19 protein-coding genes are annotated in these 17,331 nt (G+C 63.0%); 5 read left to right on the top strand and 14 right to left on the bottom strand.

The window, feature by feature from the left end:
• A partial coding sequence (locus LB516_RS18255) for a DUF5801 repeats-in-toxin domain-containing protein (RefSeq protein WP_224720124.1) occupies positions 1-1,673 on the bottom strand: 1,673 nt, incomplete at its 3' end.
• 851 nt (positions 1,674-2,524) lie between these two features.
• On the opposite strand from LB516_RS18255, the gene LB516_RS18250 reads away from it, so the two are divergent.
• Together LB516_RS18250 and LB516_RS28900 are read left to right on the top strand one after the other, a co-directional pair.
• Positions 2,525-2,686, top strand: a complete 162-nt coding sequence (locus LB516_RS18250; protein ID WP_224720123.1) for a hypothetical protein — start codon at positions 2,525-2,527, stop codon at positions 2,684-2,686.
• Entirely contained in the window at positions 2,658-2,789 is a 132-nt protein-coding gene (locus LB516_RS28900; RefSeq protein ID WP_263492575.1) for a hypothetical protein, read from the top strand. Before LB516_RS18250 ends, LB516_RS28900 begins: the two co-directional genes overlap by 29 nt.
• Positions 2,790-2,973: 184 nt before the next feature.
• On the opposite strand, the gene LB516_RS18245 is transcribed toward LB516_RS28900, so the two are convergent.
• Genes LB516_RS18245 through LB516_RS18200 form a run of 10 tightly spaced genes read right to left on the bottom strand, consistent with a single transcriptional unit; the run spans position 2,974 to position 12,160 of the window.
• A complete protein-coding gene (locus LB516_RS18245) occupies positions 2,974-3,390 on the bottom strand; it encodes a c-type cytochrome (RefSeq protein ID WP_015317831.1) in 417 nt (138 codons plus the stop codon).
• On the bottom strand, positions 3,371-4,249 hold the full coding sequence (locus tag LB516_RS18240) for a cytochrome c oxidase assembly protein (protein ID WP_140873865.1): 879 nt from the start codon (positions 4,247-4,249) through the stop codon (positions 3,371-3,373). The genes LB516_RS18245 and LB516_RS18240 overlap by 20 nt, the downstream gene beginning before the upstream one ends.
• Complete coding sequence (locus LB516_RS18235; RefSeq protein ID WP_140720409.1) at positions 4,246-4,587, bottom strand: hypothetical protein; 342 nt, start codon at positions 4,585-4,587, stop codon at positions 4,246-4,248. Before LB516_RS18235 ends, LB516_RS18240 begins: the two co-directional genes overlap by 4 nt.
• On the bottom strand, positions 4,587-5,192 hold the full coding sequence (locus LB516_RS18230) for a heme-copper oxidase subunit III (protein ID WP_140720411.1): 606 nt from the start codon (positions 5,190-5,192) through the stop codon (positions 4,587-4,589). Before LB516_RS18230 ends, LB516_RS18235 begins: the two co-directional genes overlap by 1 nt.
• Positions 5,189-7,165 (bottom strand): cytochrome c oxidase subunit I, encoded by a 1,977-nt coding sequence (ctaD, locus tag LB516_RS18225; RefSeq protein ID WP_224720122.1) that lies wholly within the window; start codon positions 7,163-7,165, stop codon positions 5,189-5,191. Before ctaD ends, LB516_RS18230 begins: the two co-directional genes overlap by 4 nt.
• Positions 7,162-8,175 carry a cytochrome c oxidase subunit II gene (coxB, locus tag LB516_RS18220; RefSeq protein ID WP_140664570.1) on the bottom strand — a complete coding sequence of 338 codons (1,014 nt, stop codon included), beginning with the start codon at positions 8,173-8,175 and terminating at the stop codon, positions 7,162-7,164. The genes ctaD and coxB overlap by 4 nt, the downstream gene beginning before the upstream one ends.
• The gene (locus tag LB516_RS18215; RefSeq protein WP_224720121.1) at positions 8,172-8,705 is read right to left on the bottom strand and encodes a c-type cytochrome; all 534 of its coding nucleotides are present in this window, start codon (positions 8,703-8,705) and stop codon (positions 8,172-8,174) included. The genes coxB and LB516_RS18215 overlap by 4 nt, the downstream gene beginning before the upstream one ends.
• Positions 8,702-9,571 carry a substrate-binding domain-containing protein gene (locus LB516_RS18210; RefSeq protein ID WP_411962647.1) on the bottom strand — a complete coding sequence of 290 codons (870 nt, stop codon included), beginning with the start codon at positions 9,569-9,571 and terminating at the stop codon, positions 8,702-8,704. Before LB516_RS18210 ends, LB516_RS18215 begins: the two co-directional genes overlap by 4 nt.
• A complete protein-coding gene (locus tag LB516_RS18205; protein WP_224720120.1) occupies positions 9,552-11,429 on the bottom strand; it encodes a methanol/ethanol family PQQ-dependent dehydrogenase in 1,878 nt (625 codons plus the stop codon). The genes LB516_RS18210 and LB516_RS18205 overlap by 20 nt, the downstream gene beginning before the upstream one ends.
• On the bottom strand, positions 11,426-12,160 hold the full coding sequence (locus LB516_RS18200; protein ID WP_224720119.1) for a heme-binding protein: 735 nt from the start codon (positions 12,158-12,160) through the stop codon (positions 11,426-11,428). The genes LB516_RS18205 and LB516_RS18200 overlap by 4 nt, the downstream gene beginning before the upstream one ends.
• 275 nt (positions 12,161-12,435) lie before the next feature.
• On the opposite strand from LB516_RS18200, the gene LB516_RS18195 reads away from it, so the two are divergent.
• Together LB516_RS18195 and dusA are read left to right on the top strand one after the other, a co-directional pair.
• Positions 12,436-12,573, top strand: coding sequence for a hypothetical protein (locus LB516_RS18195; protein WP_157163660.1), 138 nt, complete (start codon positions 12,436-12,438; stop codon positions 12,571-12,573).
• 46 nt (positions 12,574-12,619) lie between these two features.
• Entirely contained in the window at positions 12,620-13,618 is a 999-nt protein-coding gene (dusA, locus tag LB516_RS18190) for a tRNA dihydrouridine(20/20a) synthase DusA (protein ID WP_224621996.1), read from the top strand.
• Positions 13,619-13,620: 2 nt separating this feature from the next.
• Here the strand turns inward: dusA and LB516_RS18185 are convergent, their stop codons facing one another.
• Positions 13,621-14,325, bottom strand: coding sequence for a TIGR02281 family clan AA aspartic protease (locus LB516_RS18185; RefSeq protein ID WP_224587214.1), 705 nt, complete (start codon positions 14,323-14,325; stop codon positions 13,621-13,623).
• A gap of 10 nt (positions 14,326-14,335) precedes the next feature.
• Entirely contained in the window at positions 14,336-14,566 is a 231-nt protein-coding gene (locus LB516_RS18180) for a DUF1289 domain-containing protein (protein WP_041163452.1), read from the bottom strand.
• Positions 14,567-14,764: 198 nt separating this feature from the next.
• Between LB516_RS18180 and LB516_RS18175 the strand changes: the two genes are divergently transcribed.
• Positions 14,765-15,763 (top strand): nicotinate-nucleotide--dimethylbenzimidazole phosphoribosyltransferase, encoded by a 999-nt coding sequence (locus LB516_RS18175; RefSeq protein WP_140664556.1) that lies wholly within the window; start codon positions 14,765-14,767, stop codon positions 15,761-15,763.
• A gap of 28 nt (positions 15,764-15,791) precedes the next feature.
• On the opposite strand, the gene LB516_RS18170 is transcribed toward LB516_RS18175, so the two are convergent.
• Complete coding sequence (locus LB516_RS18170) at positions 15,792-17,312, bottom strand: sensor histidine kinase (RefSeq protein WP_015317845.1); 1,521 nt, start codon at positions 17,310-17,312, stop codon at positions 15,792-15,794.
• Positions 17,313-17,331 lie beyond the last annotated feature (19 nt).

The raw sequence follows: 17,331 nt of genomic DNA, 5'->3' as shown, positions 1-17,331 counted from the left end.
AGCGTTGCCGACTGGTGGTCGCCGTCCTTGTCGGTAACGGTTGCGGTGAGCTTGACCAGGTTGTCGGCGGAAAGCGTAGCATTGTCATTGGGGTCGTTGGGGTTCGAGTGGACCAAGGCACGTATCTGGTCGAGGGTGACGTTGCCGCTGGCATCGACGGATACCGTGAAGACGAGGTCGCTGGTGCCGGAGGTGCGGCCCTCGACGACGCCGCCGGCAGTGACCGACAGCACGACCTCCTGGTTGGTCGCAGTGTCGATCAACCCGGTCGAGCCGGCCGTGACGGCGAGCGCATAGGTGACCGCTCCGGCGCCGTCGGCGCCGTAGACCGGGCTGAAGTTGGCGGCAAAGCTCTTGGTGTCGTCGGTCCCAAGAACCGTCTCGTCGACGGTTAGCGTCGGCTCGGTGCCGGTCGTCGATATGCTCGGCCCGTCATCGTCAAAGTTGATGAAAGAGCCGACCTCCTCGGTATGGCCATTGGTGTTTTGCGCCGTGAAATGGAACTCGGTGATGTCACAGCCTTCGTTTGCATCGACCCCCGTAACCGTCAGCCGATCCATGGGATTGCTCGTGGTGATGTTGACGGTGGTGACGTTGTCGAGGCCGGTGATGGTTACGGTGCCTGTGCCCATGCCGCTGACGGTGACGTTGCCGCTTCCCGTGGCATAGGTGCCATTAGCGGTGATCGGCGACGCAAACCCGGATGTGCCGGTCAGCGTAAGGCTGGCGATAGGCGCGGGGGTGGTGGGGCTGCCGTCATAAAAGTTCAAGCCTTGCTCGTTGCCCGTGACATTGACGGTGCTGATTTTGATGTCCACCCGCAAACTCGGATTGGAAGGCGTGATCTGGTTGATCGTAAACCCGGCCTGCGTAATGTTCTCGAGGTGGCCGCCGTACTGTATCTGCGAAGCTGTACCCGCGGCCAAGGTGCCGCCAGTCACAAAATCGACCTGCAACGCCTCAGCCGGATTGATGCTCTGGTTGTTGACGCCGAAGCCTTGTGTACTGACGTTGGCGGTGGCATTGGCCGCCCCGAGGAAACCTGTCACCAAAATCTGCTTCGTAGCGTCGCTTCCCGAATCGATCACATAGAAATCATGATTGCCGGGAGCCGCGTTCTGGCCCGAGAAATTAACCACCGAGGTTCCGGCGACCGATGCGAACACCTTATCGGTTAGATCGATGCGGTCGTCCGGGTTGGTCGCGTCCGGATGGTGCAACGGCACATACTCGACTAAGTAAAGGTCCGCGTTTGTGGCGCTCGTGGAGTCCAGACCAAACGAGAAGGCGAGGGGGCCATTCGCAACGGGCGCGGCAGACGGATCAGAGGTGCCGATGACACCGATCACGACGTTCGCATGCGTTGCGTCCTGGAACAGCCATATATATTTTCCGTCGTCAGTCTGAAGGTTGCTGTTCACGCCAACCGTGGTGGAGAACGGCGTGCCGGAAGCGTTTTGCGTAAGAACGATCGAGTTGATGGTTTCTCCGGCGCTCGCCGTGGCCCGCACGAAGTTAGCCTGGAATGCGGTTTCGAGCGGAGAACCGAGAGTCTCGAGATATTGCAGCGTCGTGTTGGTGCTGTACGGCGCAACGGCCGGGTTGATATCATTGTCTTGGAGGCCGGTCGTTTCGTCGATGATGATGTCTTGGGCGAGGATGTCGAGTGCCATCGGAATTCTCCCTGGTTATTGCGGCAGGCGCAAATCGGCCCCAACGCCGGCAACCGGCCGCATGGGCGCGCATCCGCCGGTACGGCCGGCGCTACGCGTCCTCGTTAAAGAAAGTGGAGTGGTGGAATGGATCGGGGGTAGGGCGTCGAGGGCGTTCCAAGCCCTTCGCTCATGCCCCGGTCAGGCGTTCCCGCGCGGACGTGTCCTGCGCGCGTGGATCATCCGCAGCCGGCGGATGCTATCAGGCAATAAATAGGCCATGATGATGACCCCCCTCCCTTGGCACGCACGGATGTGCATGCCGTCCTCCTTTTATTAGCAATAGCTAAAAAGCTACTCCAATTTGTGGATAATTCAATATGCCTATTGCATTTTTGAAATTAATATGAATCTAAACCGATTCAAACGGGCATCGAACAGCCGTGAAATCGCGGCAATGCTCGCCTGCCAAGTGTTTGAAATGCAATGAGAATGCAGTAGATTACAGGCTTTGCACGCTGTTCGGTGATCAACACTGACCAGCCTCGGCAGAGAGCAACTGAAATCCAACATGCTGGAAGCAAAATTCGCTAACTGCACCTATGATGGATTGGACGGATCGGTATTGCCGGTTCTTCCGTCGCCAGTTGACGGCCCGCGGGCGAAGATCGACGTGGCCGATCCTCAGGTCGTCAATGAACTCCTATTCTCGCCCAACCTCTCCATCAATGAAACTGGCGCTCTCGATCCTGCTGCTTCTGTTGGTCCCGGGACGGTGACCGCCTCGACACCACGTCTCGTGCAGAGACCGGCAAGGTCGAGTTCGAGGTCCCGGCATCCGCAGCGAGGGCGTCCAGGCGGTCGACATCGAAATGGCACGCGACGGCGCCACTTCCTATGTCGCGCTCGGTTCGGCCAACCGGGTGGCCGAAGTGGATGCCAAGACGCTGGCGGTGCGCCGCCTCTATCTCGTCGGCCAGCGGCCGTGGCACTTGGCGCTGTCCGATGACCAGAAGCGCCTGGTCAGCGCCTAAGGGCAATTCCGGCGACATCTCGTTCATCGATCTGGAGAATGAGGAGGTGGTGAAGTCGGTGCCGGTGGGACGCGGCCCCTGGGGAGTGGTGATCGGTCCATGAAGGCGCTGTCGCTCGAGGGCCGTTCAGTTCGGCGGTCGAACTGATACGCTTCACGCTCTATCTACGCTTTGATCCCGTTTCCGCCCTTGTCGTTCTCGCCTGCCTCGTCGTGTTTTTCCTGGCGGCAGTGGTCGGCTACGACCCCGGTCGCGGCCTGTGGTCCCGGGGCGGCGGCGAGGGCTGATCATTTCAGGGCGTAGAGGTAGGCAGCGATATCACGCGCCTGCTGCTCTGTGATCCCCGTCGATGGCATTGCCGTGTGCGGATTGATCTCCCTGGCCGCTCGTATCCAGCGGATCAGGTTCTCCGGATTGTTCGCCAGCACGCCGGCGATAAAGACCCGGTCGGCAAGGCTGGAATCGAGGCGCGGACCAACCTGGCCTTGTGCCCCCGGCACGCCGGGGATCGTATGGCATCCAGAGCAGCCGTTCGCGATCATGATCGGAATGGCGCGCGCTTCCAAGCCGCCGGTCGCCATGTCCGATTCGTGGCGAACACGATCGCGCCGGTCGGACCACAAGGTCGCTGCGGCGACTGCCGCGGTCAGCAGCAGGATCGCGGCGAGCGCGCCGCCCACCATCCTAGCCAGGCCGGAGCGCATGGCTTGCCTCCCTGATTCCGCTCTTACTTATCCAAAGGCCGGCAAGCAGCAAGGCGGCTCCGCCATAGATCAGGCCAGCCGGAACCCACATCACCAGTCCGGCGAGCTGCTGGTCCTCGATCGGGGTTAGACCCCAGAGCGCCGCGCCGGCGGCATTCTGCGGGTACCAGAGTCTGGGCGACAACAGCAGCAGCACGCCGAGCAGACCGGTGTGCAGTGACGTGAAGAAGAGATGCATGACCGCGCTGCCATAGGCCTGCTGGCGGCCGGAACGCGGCAGAATCCCCCACCAGAACAGCAGGGCTGTGCCGAGGAAGCTCGCATGCTGGGCGTAGTGCAGCACGCCCTGCTGAAGCGCTGCCTCGAACAGGACGGGAACGTGCCAGATCCAGATCGCGATGCCGTGGATGGCGGTTGCGTTGAGGGGGCGGCTGGCAACGGTCCAGATCGCATGAAGAGTCCTGCCGTGCGTGAGCCTTCCCGTCCCTCGGCGAAGTCCGGTCGGCAATGCCCATATCAGGGCTGCGCCGGGGCAGGCGGCGACAAGGAGTGGCGCCGCTACCGCCATCAGCAGTTCATGCTCGATCATGTGGGCGGCAAACACCCGTTCGCCAAGCGCATGGATCGGGCTGACCAGCGCTCCGGTCAGCACGCCCCAGCCGGCGGTGAACAACAGAACTTGCCGCGTCCGCTCGGAGCGGCCCCGGCTGCTGCGGCGCCATAGCCGGCTCGCTCCGAGCGCATAGATGAGCGCGATTGCGGCCAAAGGGAGCGTGATGGGAAACGCAAGCGTCCATCCCGCTTCGGGCGCGCCGGCGCCATAGCAGATCGAGGTTGAGAAGAAGGCCTCGAAGCTCATCGCAGGCACTCGTCGAGAATGAGTGCGGCGCTGCCCTGCATGACGATGACGAGGGCAAAAAGCAAAGCCGCAAGAATGCCGAGATCGGCGACGAATTTCTCGGTGCCGCGCGTGCGCTCCGGCTTGAAAGCCGCGCCCCCTTGCCGCCGTGCCCGCCAAGAAAGCATGCCGCCGAGAAGTGAAAGGAAGGCCAGCAGCAATGCGATCGGAAGCACGACCGGAACCTGGCGATTGCACTGCCACGGAACAAGCGCGTAGTTCAGCTGCGTCGAGATTGCCCAAGCCAAAGGCCCCGACAAAAGACCACCCCAGGACATTCCCAACCGCAGCGCGCGCATCAGCCTAGCCTCGGTACCCAGTAGATGAGCAGGTAGATCGGGATCCAGGTGAGCACCACGAAATCCCAGTAAAAGACGTTGTCGCCCACATCGCCGAAGCGCCGGCCGCTATAGCCATGGCGTGTGAACATCAGCACCGTCAGCACGATCGTGTCGCCCACGTCGGTGATCAGATGCGTGGTGTGCAGTCCAAGCAACACCCAAAGCATCGAGCCATAGGCGTTTGTGTCCCAATAGATATTCAATGCCGGGAACTCGAACCAGCGCACCACGAGCGGGGCGACACCGAACAGCGACATCACGACCATGCCGATCCGCACCGGTACCATTGCGCAATGCTCGGCGTAGCGATTGAGGATGTGGTTTGGCACCAGGCTGGCGATCAGCAACAGGGTGACGATCGTTCCCGGCCAATGGTTAGGTTCCGGGGCGCTCAGACGCCAGTTGGGCCATGACATCGCCAGATAGAGATAGGCGCCGGCCGCCAGCGCGAAGCCCGTCCCTTCCAATGCCATGAAGCCGAGCGTGCCCCACCAGGTTGGGCTGCGCGGACCATGGCCAAACGTAGGGAGGGCGGAAAGGTCGGTGACGGGCCGCTGGTTCATTCCTCGTCCTCCGGATCGCCCTTGGGCCAGAACCAGCCGAGCAGCGTGAGCGCGATCGGCATGGCGCCCCAGACGATCGCCCACGGCGTGAAGATCGAGTAGAGGAACGTGCCGCCCACGGCGATCGCCGCCAGCAGCGGCCAGATCGACGGCGTCGCCGATTTCTCGCGGATGTCGGGGTAGGCCTCCGCCACCGTCGAGATGAGCAACTCGCGGACATCGACGCGGAGTCCAGTTGCGACGGGAAGCGCCTCTCGTTCGGCCCACAGCGGCTCGACATTCGTCACGATCGGAATGCGCGAGAAATTGTAACTTGGAGGCGGGGACGACGTGGCCCATTCCAGGCTGCCGGCATCCCAGGGGTTATCGCCGGCCGGAGCCCCTTTCAATGCGCCATGTATCAGGTTGAAGGTGAACAGCACGAAACTCAGGAAGAACAGCACCGCGCCGGCGCTGATGAACAGGTTGATGTTGCCCCAGCCAAGCTCCGCCGGATAGGTATAGACCCTGCGCGGCATGCCCCACAGGCCGACGAGATGCATCGGGAAGAAGGCCGCGTTGAAGCCGATGAAGGCCAGCCCGAAATGCCAGCGTCCGAGACGTTCGCTCATCATGCGCCCGGTGATCTTGGGGAACCAGAAATAGGCCGCGCCCAGCAGCGGGAATACCGATCCGCCGATCAGCACATAGTGGAAGTGGGCGACGACGAAGTAGGTGTCGTGCGCCTGAAGGTCGAGCGGCACCGAGGCGAGCATGACGCCGGTTAGCCCGCCGATGACGAAGATGAAGAAGAAGCCGAAGACGAACAGCAGCGGCGTGCGGATCACCGGTCTGCCATCCCACAAGGTCGCCAGCCAGCAGAAGATCTGCACGCCATTGGGGATGGCGATCAGCATGCTGGACGCCGTGAAGAAGCTCGCCCCGAGCTTCGGCAATCCGGTTGCAAACATATGATGCACCCAGAGGCCGAACGACAGGAAACCCACCGCGATCAGCGACAGGACCAGCCCTAAATGGCCGAACGTCGGTCGCCGGGCAAAAGCGGGAATGATGGAGGAGACCATGCCCGTCGCCGGCAGGAAGATGATGTAGACCTCGGGATGACCGAAGAACCAGAACAGATGCTGAAACAGCAGGGCGTCGCCGCCCTCCGCGGGGTTGAAAATGTGGGTTCCGACAAGCCGGTCGAGAATGAGGAAGGTCGAGGTGATCATGACCGCCGGCATCGCGAAGACGACGACGAAGGAAGTGACCAGCAGTGCCCACACATAAAGCGGTATCTTGTCCAGCGACATGCCGGGCGCGCGTTGCTTGAACACGGTGACGATGGTGGCGACGGCGACCGCAAGCGACGACACTTCGGTATAGGTGATCATTTGCGCCCAGACGTCAGCGCGCTTGCCAGGAGAGAATTCCGGTCCGGATAGGGGCACATAGGCGAACCAGCCGACGTCCGGCGCCATGTTGAGGAGGAATGAGATCCAGGCAAAGGCCCCGCCCGAGACGTAGATCCAGTAGCCGAATGCATTGAGCCGCGGGAAGGCGATGTTACGGGTGCCGACCATCAGCGGCACCAGATAGATTCCCGTTGCCTGAACGATGGGCACAGCGAACAGGAACATCATGGTGACGCCATGCATCGTGAACAGCTGGTTGTAGAGGTCCGGCCCGATCAGCCCGCGCTGCGGCCCGGAGAGTTGGATTCGCATGGCGACCGCGTTCAGCCCGCCAAGGCACAGGAAGATGAAGGCCGTGATCAGATAGCGCCTTGCGATGACCTTGTGGTCGACGCTCGACAATGCTCCAATGATGCCGGGCGGCGTGCGCCATGCCCGCGTGAGCCAGTGGTGCAGGCTGGCATCGTCCATGCCAGTATCGCGCGGTCCGTCATGCTCGGGAGCCAGGTCGCCCTTGGTGGCGGTCTCGCGTTTCGGCGGCAGGTCGCGTTCGCTGATCAGATCCGCGCTGCTCATTTCAGACCCTCAAGGTAGGCGACGATGGCGTTGAGTTCGTCGCCGTTGAGCTCCACCACAGGCATGTGGGAACCGGGCTTCACGCCTTGGGGGTCCGCTATCCAGGCAGCGATATTGCCTCGGCTCATCGTCAACGTGCCGGCGGCGAGCGTGCGCCGGCTGGCAATATGCGTCAGATCCGGCGCGACGGTTCCTCCCGCTGGAGTGCCCCCGATCCTGTGGCACATCACGCAGGGACGCTTGAGGAACAGGTCCTCGCCAGCCTTGGCCTCGTCGCTCGCCGGAGGGCCAGACGGCTGCAACTGGTCGTTCCACCAAGCGTCGAACTTTTCCTTCGGCTCGGCGATGATGAAGGTACCCATGTTCGCATGCTGCGCACCGCAGAACTCGGCGCACTGGCCGCGATATACGCCAGGCTTGTCGGCCTTGATGTCGAGCACATTGATATGGCCGGGGATGAGGTCGAGCTTGCCGGAAAGGCTCGGCACCCAGAAGGAATGGATCACGTCCGTCGATGTCAGCAGAAGCCGTACGGGCTCCCCGGCGGGGATGTGGATCTCGTTCGCCGTGGTCAGGATGCGGCTCGGCGTGGCGTCTTCGTAGCGGACTTCCCACCACCATTGGTGGCCCGTGACGCGAATGGTGAGCGCGGCGTCGGAGCCGATCGCCGCAAGTGTCCTGTTGGCGAAGAAGCTCAGCAAGGTCAGTCCGACCACGATCACTGCGGTCAGCCCGACGGCGATCACGACAACGCGCAACTTTCGATGGTCGGCGCCGGCGTCGAGCACGAGCGGCTCGGCGCCGTCCCGCGACCGCATCATCAACGGTGTGGCAAGAGCGATCATCACCAGGACCCAGATCACCGCGCAAAGCGCGGTGAAAAACCAGATGAGCCATGCCAGCTCACTGGAAGCTGGCCCTTTCGGGTCGAGCGCTGATTGCCATCCCGCGCATCCCTGCAGAAACAAGACGCAGGCCGTGCCGAACCCGGTCGACGCAAGGCGCTTCACGGTGATTTCCCCAGCGTGGCTGCATCCGGCATGCGGTTTTCCGACGGATGCGGCATCATGTCGTCATTGCGTTGCGGCGCGGCGGACGAGGGTGCGTTGCCACTCAGCGAGCGAACGAAGGCGGCAAGCTCCCAAATCTGGTCATCGGGAATCTTGTCGCGGAAGCTCGGCATGCCTTTTGGCCGCCCATCGCGGATGGTGGCGTGGATGCTCTCGATCGAACTGCCGTAAAGCCATTTCTGGTCCATCAAGGCCGGCCCCATGCCGCCGCCACCATTGGCATGACAGCCCGAACAATTGAACCAGTTGAACAGGCGCTTGCCCTCGCTGAGGTGAAAGGCATTGGCCTCGAAGCTGGCTGCCTTGTTGTCGCTGGCCGAAGGCCGCTGTCCACCGGGTTCCAATGTCGTCACAGGCGCCGGCTGGTCGCCCGATCCGAGCGAGGATTGCGGGCGCGTGTCGCGCTCCTCGCGCTGGCATGCCGTAAGCGCTAGGACCGTAAACAAGAGCATGGCGGCACCGTGCTTCATCGCACTGGGCTCCCCGGACCATCGAGGCGCGGCACGCCATATTGCGACAGCAATGCGTCGATCTCGGCCTTGTGCCTGGCCAGCGCGCTGTTCACATCGCCACGCAGCGCATCGTCCTCGCGCCGAACGCCCATCGAGATGTCGTAGATCATGGGCAATTGCGGTCCGTCGATGCGAGGCATGACGGGCGTGACGCGGAGGGGCACTTTCTGCTTGGCGGCGAAGTAGCCGGCGAGCGGGCCCCAGACGACGGCAAGATCGATGTCTCCGGTCGCCACCGCTTCGACGATGCGCGCCGGAGGGTTGGGTGCGGAGTAGTCGCCATAGACGGGATAGCCGACGAGATGCCCGACGATGCCGCGGCGGCCGAGCGCCTGGACGGGAGGCGAATTGACCCCGTCGTCGCCGATGAGTTGCACGCCGATCCGCATGGCGCGCAGCCGCGGATCGTTGAAGGACGCCACATCCGGACCGTCCTGGCGGGTGACGAAAACATAGGACGACCGATAATAGGGGGTGGTGGTGCGCAGCATTTCGAGATTGGCCGGCGTGCCGGGCACGAGATCGCAAAGGCCGGCCTTCAGCGTGTTGCGCACGAAGCCCCGGCGCTGTGCCCACCAAGTGTAGGTCAGTTTGGCGCCGAGATCGGCGGCCACGATCTCAGCGATCCTGTTCTCGAAGCCCTGACCGGCGGCGTTGGAGAAGGGCATGTTGTTCGGGTCGGCGCAGACCCTCAGTTCACGCACATTCGCTGTCGCCGGCAAGAGCAGCAAGGCGAGGGCGGCCATGCCGGTTGCCATCCGCTGGAGCGCCTTTCGCACCTGGCGCGAGGGCCGCTCGAGTGCCTCAGGGGAGCCGGAACACATAGAGCGTGCCTCCCGCCGTTGTCGCGTCCTTGAGATCCTTCATCGCGTTGACGAAACCGAGGGCAGCGGTGGCGTCGCGCGGATCGAGATCGCCGGACACGATGGCGCCGGCCCAGCCGCCTACACCCGACAGGATCGCCACATATTGGTGTCCGTCGGGGCCGCGATATGTGATGGGCTGGCCGATGATGCCGGACGACGTCTTGAATTGCCAAAGCAGCTCGCCGGTTTTGGCGCTGACCGCCTTGAACCAACCCTCCATGGTTCCGTAGAAGACGACATCGCCGGCGGTCACGACCGCGCCGCTCCACACCGGGAAGTTCTCCTTGAGGCTCCAGGCGGGCTTCTCCGCGGCGATGTCCCAAGCGGTGAAGGCGCCCCGGTTCCCACCAGGCCCGGGGATCATGCGCACGTTCATGCCGACATAGGGCGTGCCGGCAATGTAGTTCACCTCGACGCCTTCTTCGTCCATGCACAGATTGTTATGCGGGATGTAGAGCAGCCCTGTCTTCGGCGAGAAGGCGGAAGGCTGCCAATCCTTGAGCCCCGACGCGGTCGGGCAGATGTCGCGGACGACCTTGCCGGTACCGGTCTTCTTGTCCGGGTTCTCGATCAGACGGCCGCTGTCGAGGTCGACACCCTTGCTGGAATTGACGGGGCCGTAGGGCTTCGCGGACAGCACTTCGCCGGTGGTCCGGTCGAGAATGTAGAGATAGCCGTTGCGCTCGGGCCGGACCAGCACCTTGCGCGGCTTGCCCTGCCAGTTCATGTCGAGCAGGACCTGCTCGTTGATCCCGTCATAGTCATGAAGGTCATGCGGGCTCCACTGGTAGAACCATTTCGCCGCTCCGGTATCGGGGTCGCGGGCGAAAATCCCTGACGTCCATTTGTTGTCGCCGGGCCGCAGATCCGGGTTCCACGGTCCGGGGTTGCCGGTGCCGTGGAAGATCAGGTTGAGATCCGGGTCGTAGGAAATCCAGCCCCACATGTTGCCGCCGCCGATTTTCCAGGCTTCCGGCGGCCATGTCGTGACGCCAAGGTCCTTGCCCTTGTCCATGTCGTAATGCGGCTTGAAATCGGGGCCGATTAGCACGTCCTTGTCCGGTCCGGTGCCGTAGGCCGTCCAGACGACATGACCGTCGCCGGCGTCAAGCGCCTTGACCCAGCCGCGGACGCCCATCTCGCCGCCTGAATTGCCGACCAGCACTTTGCCTTTCACCACCAACGGCGCCATGGTGATGGTCTCGCCTATGTTGATGTTGCCGATATGGGAGTTCCAGATCGGCTGGCCGGTGTTCGCATCGAGTGCGATGGTGTGACCGTCCAGTGTGTTGAAGAAGATGCGCCCGTCCGCGAAAGCCGCGCCGCGATTCACGACGTCGCAACAGGCAACCCCTTGCGCCGCGGGTTCGGGATTGGGTTCGAACTTCCATTTCATCGGCGTGCCTGGCTTGGTGAGGTCGAGCGCGTAGACCATGTTGGGGAAGGGGGTCACGATGTACATAGTGCCGCCGACGACCAGCGGCGCCGCTTCCTGGCCTTTGTTGACCCCGGTGGAGAAGGTGAAGGCCACCTGCAGGTTCTTGACATTGCCTTCGTTGATTTCCGTGAGCTCACTGTAGCGGGTCGACGCGTAGTTCTTGGCCGGCATCGTCCATTGCCCATCGTCGCGCGGTGCGGCGGAAGCCGGCGGCGAGATCGCTGACGGTGGCGGAGCTTCGGAAGCGCCCGTCAGCAGAGGAGTGCAAGCCAGCAGCAACCCCGCAAGGAAGCTCTGGAGACGTTTTCTAGCTGCCGCCGGGCGGTTCGTGCGTACCGCGTCAACGCAGGGTGTTGCACACCGCGCTGCTTGCTTCATTTCGGTGTCGCGCCTCCGACGCCTGAACCGATTTCCGCTGCGATGTCGGCCTCGGTGCCCGAGCATAGCGGGTGACCCCAGCCGGAGGCGCTTTTTCCGCCGGGATCGAGATCATAGATGATGGCATCCTTGCGGTTGGGATTGACGCCTGCCGGGACCTTGTCGAGGCCGAGAGCCGCGCGAACGCGCCAGGCGACATTGTGGTCGGCGCAAGAGGAATCGCCACTGACGCCAAGCGCGCCGACGATCGTTTTGCCGTCGTAAAGGGCCAAGCCCCCGCCAAACACGACGACGCCGCCGATAGGCTTGCCGACCAACGGATCGTTGGCGCTGCCGAAGGTTTTGGGATCGCCCGCATAAGCCGCGGTTTGGTTGACGGGGTTGGTCGCCTGCAGCCCGAACAGCGGCCCACCCGGTTGCACGCCGGCGTAGAGATTGGCCGTCGACAGGGCCATTTGAGCCAGGCTGAGACCGTTGGCGGTGTTGGCTTTCTCCGCTGCGACGAGCCGACTGCCCGGCCATTGCGAATCGACTGCGGGGCCGCTGAACGCAATCGCGCAGACAGTGCCATCGCGGGCAACGATCGCGCCCCATTCGTTGGTTTCAAAGCCGCCATTCGCTGGTCCGCCGCTTGCCTTCACATTGGCTTTGAGGACTGTAAGCAGCCTATCGTGATCGGCCGGACAAGCCTGCTGCGCCATGGCCCTGTCATCGTGGAGCAGGTCGCCCATCAGCAACAACAAACCAAAGGCAGATACGAAAAGCTGACAGCGATACATTGTCTTGGGCATTCGTTCGAACATCAAAGAGAACCCTGGCAGATCGTGGAACGCGAGCAGGCGTCCGTGCCTAACTCGCACAATGCTTCTATGTTCCTGCTTTGGAAAAATTCGTGCAGTTGGATTTGGAGGCTGGTGCTCAGCCATGCTGTCCGTGTCATCCCAAGCCTCTTTTGGCGGGCGATAAACCCGGACAACTCATCTGCTACCTAATCCGGACAACTCATGTGCTTACGACACAGATCGGAGAGGGACTTGCCTACATCGCACATGTCGTCGATATGAAGGTCGATGAATTCGCCGAAGGGCTTCAGGCGCGCTATACGGGACTTTGTCAGCGTCTCACCATGATCGACTTGGCGTAAATTCGTGTGCACCCGGCAGGGTCTAGCGTTTTGAATGTTAAAGAAAATGCTGAAAAATCAACAATATAGACTGGCTATTGCACCCATGATGGACTGGACGGACCGCCATTGCCGGTTCTTCCATCGCCAGCTGACGACACATGCGCTGCTTTATACCGAAATGGTTGTGGCCGACGCGGTTATCCACGGCGCGCGCGAGCGGCTGCTTGGCTTCGATGAGGTGGAACATCCCGTCGCCCTGCAACTTGGCGGCTCCGATCCGGCAAAACTTGCTGAAGCGGCGCGCGTTGGCGAAGCCTTCGGTTATGACGAGATCAATCTCAATGTCGGCTGCCCGTCCGACCGCGTCCAGTCGGGCACGTTCGGCGCCTGCTTGATGAAAGTACCCGACCTCGTCGCAACCTGCGTCGCGGCGATGAAGGCGGCGGTGACGGTGCCAGTCACGGTCAAGTGCCGCATCGGCGTCGACGAACAGGATCCGGAGCCGGCGCTCGATGCGCTGGCGAATGGGGTTTTCGATGCCGGCGCCGATGCCTTGTGGGTGCATGCTCGCAAGGCGTGGCTGGAAGGGCTGAGCCCCAAGGAAAATCGCGACATCCCGCCGCTCGACTATAACAGGGTTTATCGGTTGAAGGCTGGAAAACAAAACAAATTCATTGGCATCAATGGCGGTATTCAGTCTCTTGACGAGGCGCGGCTGCATCTCGATCATGTCGACGGAGCCATGCTCGGCCGCGCCGCGTACCACACACCAGGCATTCTGGCCGGTGTTGACGCCGCCTTCTACGGTGCGCGGTCGGAAGCGTTCGATTTCGCGGCACTGATCGATGCGATGGCGGACTATGCGGCGCACCATATCGAACAGGGCGGCCGGCTCGGCCATATTACCCGCCATATGGTCGGGCTGTTTCACGGGCTGCCCGGCGCGCGCCGCTACCGTCAGATCCTGTCCACCGACGCGACCCGACCCGGGGCCGGGGCGGATATGCTGAAGACGGCTTTCGCGGCTGTCGAACTCGGTGGAGCGGCCGCCGAAGCGGCCTGAGCTCAGTCCCTGAGGATCATCCGGTCGCCACGCACGTCGAAGCCCGACAGCGAACCGATGAAGTTCATGCCAAGCAGGCTTTGGCTCAGCATGCCGGGAGCGGCGATCATCACCGGCATATCCTTGCGCACGATGCCGCCGATCGCCAGTTCGTCGGTTTTGACCGCCGCGGCGCGCGCCATGCCATTGGCGGTCGAAACCGGTATCGTGTAGTTGAGCGCCGCGGGATTGAAGCCTGCGGCCTGGGCGTCCTCCGAAGTCAGAACCGTGCTGGTGGCGCCGGTGTCCACAACGGCGCGAACCGCGTTGCCGTTGACCAGGATGCGCGCTTCGAAATGGCCATTGTCGGCCTTGTCCAAGGTCACGGTGGCGTGGCCGTCTTCGACACCGAGCGCCAGCGGGCTGCCGGGAACGAGGCCGGCGGTCACCCGGCTGGCGACGTCCTGCAGCTCGTAGCGATATTGATAGCCGGCGATCAGCGCGAGCACGATAGCCGCCCAGGCGCCGAGGTTGCGGGCCATTACTCCCAGCGGAGCGGACCGCAGCAAGCCGGCGCCGATAAGGGCGCCGAAAGCCCCAAGCCAGATCAGCCGGCCAAAATCGTAATTCTCGACGCCGAACGTGCTGCCGGCGGAATCGTTGAGCATGAGCAGGGCTGCCCCTACACCGATCACCGCCATCACAACCCAGAACAGCCGGCTGCTCACTCGTCCCTCGCTAGAGTGCGTCGCGTTCGCGTGCCATGCGGGTGCGGCGCGTTTCCCGGCGCGGCCGGCGCTCGACGGTTTCGAGCCGGGCTGGCAGTTCGGCCATCACGCTGCGGCGCGTCTCGGGCGTCATCCCTATCCAGGCGCCGATCTCCTCGCGCGTGCGGCCGCAACCGAAGCAGAAGCCGGTTTTCATATCGATCGAACAGACCAGGATGCAGGGAGATTCGATGGCCGTCATGACTTTCTCTCGGTGGACCCGGTCCGGAATCCGCTCTTCCACCTCCACATGGTGCAATGGCAAAGCCAATGCAAGCCCTCCCGATCGCGCCTTCCGTGGCCGCCTTTGCGGCAAATCAGGAAGGACGATCGAGGAGGTTGTGCCGGTCACGCAAGACAGCTATTCCGCTCCTCTGCTCCAGCAACGATTGTTCGCGACATGACCAGTGCACTGCCTTTCGATGATTTCCGCGACCTGCTCGGCAATCTGCCATTGGCCGACCTCAAAGCTGAAGCGCGCGTGCGCACACTGTTTGCCAAGGCCGATAAGCCTGAGAATTCGCTTGGCCGCGTCGAGGACATCGCCGCCTGGCTCGCAGCCTGGAGCGGTCGCGCTCCGCCTGCCGTGACCAGGCCCCTGATGGCTGTCTTTGCCGGCAACCATGGCGTTGCCAGGCAAGGCATTTCGCCGAGGCCCGTGGCGGCGACCGCTAACGCGGTCGAGCTTTGCGCGGCCGGCGGTGCGGCGATCAACCAGATCTGCATTGCCAACGACCTCGGTCTGAAGGTGTTCGATCTTGCCCTGCACATCCCGACCGGCGACATCACCGAGGACGCCGCGCTCGATGAGCGCGGTTGCGCCGCCACCATGGCCTTCGGCATGGAGGCGATTGCCGGCGGCACCGACCTGCTTTGCCTCGGCGATCTCGGCGTCGGCAATTCCACCGTCGCCGCCGCCCTGCTCGCCGCGCTTTTGGGGGGCAGGGGTGCCGACTGGGTTGGCCCGGGATCCGGCGCCGACGCGGCGATGCGGGCTCGCAAGGCAGAGGTGGTCGATGCGGCGCTGGCCTTTCACGGCCGCCATCTAGAAGATCCGCTTGAGGCGCTGCGCCGGGTGGGCGGCCGCGAGTTCGCGGCGATAGCCGGCGCAATCCTTGCCGCGCGGATGCAGCGGATACCGGTACTGCTCGATGGATTCGCGGCAACGGCAGCCGCGGCGGTGCTGCATGCAGCGAACCCCGCAGCCCTTGATCATTGTCTTCTCGCCAGCCTGTCGCCGGAGTGCGCGCATGCAAGGGCGGCCGAGCACCTCGGGCTGCGTCCGCTGCTCGATCTGGGGATCGGCCACGGCGAAGGGGCGGGAGCCGCTCTGGCGGCTGGGCTGGTCAAGGCGGCGGCACTGACCAGTTCGGGCATGGCGGCGGCTGTGCGGGGTTGACCACGCGGCACCAGCGTTTACGGGGTCCTTACCGCCGTCGCGCGGCCACCGCTGCGGTCGGCAGCGCCGGCAGTTCTTCCATCACCCGGCTCAGCGGGAAAATAGCGATCGCCTCGGTGCCTTCGCGCAGCTTGGAATGAAGCTCGAACTCGCCGCCATGCATGGCGAGCAGCCCTTGGACGATCGGCAGGCCAAGCCCGGTGCCTTGCTCGGCGCTCTTGATGGCGATCGAACCCTGGCCGAAGGCTGAAAGCACGACCGGAATCTCGTCTTCGGGAATGCCCGGACCGTTGTCCTTGATCGAAATGTATTGTCCGCCGCCCGCCGTCCAGCCGACCCGGACGCGGATTTCGCCGCCGGTGGCGGTGAACTTGATGGCATTGGACAGAAGGTTGAGCGTGATCTGGCGCACGGCGCGCTCGTCGGCGAACAGCCGCGGCAATGTCTGTTCGAAATCCTGGATGACGCGGATGTCCTTGTTGCGCGCCTTCAACTCCATCATGTGGCAGCAATCCTCGACGATGTTGAGCAACATGACCGGCTCCTCGTTGAGCTGGTAGCGGCCGGCCTCGATGCGCGATAGGTCGAGGATCTCGTTGATCAGGTCGAGCAGATGCTGGCCTGAGTCATGCACGTCGTGGGCGTAGTCACGATAGGTGGGATTGCTCATCGGCCCGAGGACTTCGTTCGCCATCACCTCGGAAAAGCCGAGAATGGCGTTGAGCGGCGTGCGCAATTCGTGGCTCATCGAAGCGAGGAAACGCGATTTTGCCAGGTTGGCGTCCTCAGCCCGCCGCCGCGCCTCGTCCGACATCGACTTCGCCGTCTCCACTTCGGCGATCAGCGCGTCCTTTTCGGAGCGGAACGACAACAGCAGCAGGGAGAAGCGATTGAGGTGACTGGCAATATAGGCGAAGAAAGGCAGCGACAGGACAAGCAACGCGGCCATGATGGCCTCGACCGGCATCCACGACTTGGTCGCGGCATAGGCGTAGAGCGCCACTGGAACCGCGAAGGTCGCCAGCAGTGCTCCGCCCAGGGACGAGGCCATGAGCGCCGTCCCTGCCATGGCAAACAGCAGCACCACCGCCTTGACCGCCTGGAACTGGTCGACCTCGCAGGCCCCGCAGCCCAGCCAGACGAACCAGGCCCAGCCCAGACCACAAAGGAAATGGCCGACCAGGAATTCCCTTCGCGTTTGCAAGGCGTTAAGTTCGGAAGCTTCCGTGCGCTCGATGCGCCGCGCCATGAAAACGACGATCGTATAAGAGGTCAGAGTAAACAACGCCCAGAGCCCGATCTCATTGCCGACACCGGCCAGACGACCGGCCGCGGCGATCGCCAGGACGAGCATCGGGATGACGACGGCACCGCTGGTCATCGCCTGGGCATGGAGCTTCAGCAGCTCGCGGTCGAAATCGAGATTGCCGGCCTGCTGCGAAAGACGGTCGCGCGTCTTGCGAACCGCGCGCGCGACATCGCTGTTGCGATGCCGTTTCCTGCGGTCCACAATGAACTTGTCCGCCGTGTTCGAGCGTTGCAAGGGCATCAAAAGCTTCAATTTATGC

Source organism: Mesorhizobium sp. CO1-1-7, assembly GCF_020164885.1.
Classification (GTDB): Bacteria; Pseudomonadota; Alphaproteobacteria; order Rhizobiales; family Rhizobiaceae; genus Mesorhizobium; species Mesorhizobium australicum.
Note: the sequence above shows the minus strand (reverse complement) of the source record. Positions and strands in the feature narration are given on the sequence as shown.

Bases quoted from the DNA above. Each gene is read 5' to 3' on its own strand.
- LB516_RS18245 (WP_015317831.1), bottom strand. From the start codon at position 3,390: ATGCGCTCCGGCCTGGCTAGGATGGTGGGCGGCGCGCTCGCCGCGATC.
- LB516_RS18180 (WP_041163452.1), bottom strand. From the start codon at position 14,566: ATGACGGCCATCGAATCTCCCTGCATCCTGGTCTGTTCGATCGATATG.
- LB516_RS18235 (WP_140720409.1), bottom strand. From the start codon at position 4,587: ATGCGCGCGCTGCGGTTGGGAATGTCCTGGGGTGGTCTTTTGTCGGGG.
- LB516_RS18215 (WP_224720121.1), bottom strand. From the start codon at position 8,705: ATGAAGCACGGTGCCGCCATGCTCTTGTTTACGGTCCTAGCGCTTACG.
- LB516_RS18175 (WP_140664556.1), top strand. From the start codon at position 14,765: ATGACCAGTGCACTGCCTTTCGATGATTTCCGCGACCTGCTCGGCAAT.
- LB516_RS18240 (WP_140873865.1), bottom strand. From the start codon at position 4,249: ATGAGCTTCGAGGCCTTCTTCTCAACCTCGATCTGCTATGGCGCCGGC.
- LB516_RS18170 (WP_015317845.1), bottom strand. From the start codon at position 17,312: ATGCCCTTGCAACGCTCGAACACGGCGGACAAGTTCATTGTGGACCGC.
- LB516_RS18205 (WP_224720120.1), bottom strand. From the start codon at position 11,429: ATGAAGCAAGCAGCGCGGTGTGCAACACCCTGCGTTGACGCGGTACGC.
- dusA (WP_224621996.1), top strand. From the start codon at position 12,620: ATGCTGAAAAATCAACAATATAGACTGGCTATTGCACCCATGATGGAC.
- LB516_RS18230 (WP_140720411.1), bottom strand. From the start codon at position 5,192: ATGAACCAGCGGCCCGTCACCGACCTTTCCGCCCTCCCTACGTTTGGC.
- LB516_RS18250 (WP_224720123.1), top strand. From the start codon at position 2,525: ATGGCACGCGACGGCGCCACTTCCTATGTCGCGCTCGGTTCGGCCAAC.
- LB516_RS18200 (WP_224720119.1), bottom strand. From the start codon at position 12,160: ATGGGCGACCTGCTCCACGATGACAGGGCCATGGCGCAGCAGGCTTGT.
- ctaD (WP_224720122.1), bottom strand. From the start codon at position 7,165: ATGAGCAGCGCGGATCTGATCAGCGAACGCGACCTGCCGCCGAAACGC.
- LB516_RS28900 (WP_263492575.1), top strand. From the start codon at position 2,658: ATGACCAGAAGCGCCTGGTCAGCGCCTAAGGGCAATTCCGGCGACATC.
- LB516_RS18210 (WP_411962647.1), bottom strand. From the start codon at position 9,571: ATGTGTTCCGGCTCCCCTGAGGCACTCGAGCGGCCCTCGCGCCAGGTG.